The organism is Paenactinomyces guangxiensis (assembly GCF_016055185.1).
Taxonomy (GTDB): Bacteria; Bacillota; Bacilli; order Thermoactinomycetales; family Thermoactinomycetaceae; genus Paenactinomyces; species Paenactinomyces guangxiensis.
This window is the reverse complement of sequence record NZ_JAECVR010000070.1, coordinates 1-540: the sequence shown is the minus strand read 5'-3', so window position 1 is coordinate 540 and position 540 is coordinate 1. Positions and strand designations below refer to the sequence as shown.

The window sequence follows — 540 nt, the reverse complement described above, 5'->3', positions numbered from 1 at the left end:
ATTGGGGTGAAGTCGTAACAAGGTATCCCTACCGGAAGGTGGGGATGGATCACCTCCTTTCTACGGAGTATCCTGCGGATACATCATTAACCAAACTTCTCAGGTCGTGCCGTTACTCACTCTTTAGTTTTCAGGGAATACAGTCACCCCGGATCGTTATCAGATCCGGGGTTTTCTATATTGGAAAACAGCTTTGAAAGAGATCAGGGAAGAAACTTATTTTGTCACAGCATCGACTGTTTTTGATTGATACGGCAATTGGAATGAGTGTACAGGTGTTTAAAAGTCCTGCGGTAATATGTCAAGCCATTGAAACAGGGAAATTGGAAATTATAAAGCCCCTGTTATCTAAAAAAGGCAAAACTTAAGAAACCCAGTCTAGATTTCCATTAACTGGGATATTACCGAAGGATATTGAGGAGGTGTTTACCTCATCGATCCACCTTCCTTCCAGGCGTGTAGATTTGGTTGCTGCGTAGCAGCGCATCAACCAAACGCACAAGTTTTCTAGCGGTTAAGACGAGTGCCCGTTTATGTTGG

The 540-nt window shown here is 43.5% G+C and carries 1 rRNA gene; it reads left to right on the top strand.

From position 1 onward, the window contains the following. Positions 1-60 (top strand): 16S ribosomal RNA (locus I8U27_RS20410); the annotation flags it as partial. Between the last annotated feature and the right edge of the window lie 480 nt (positions 61-540).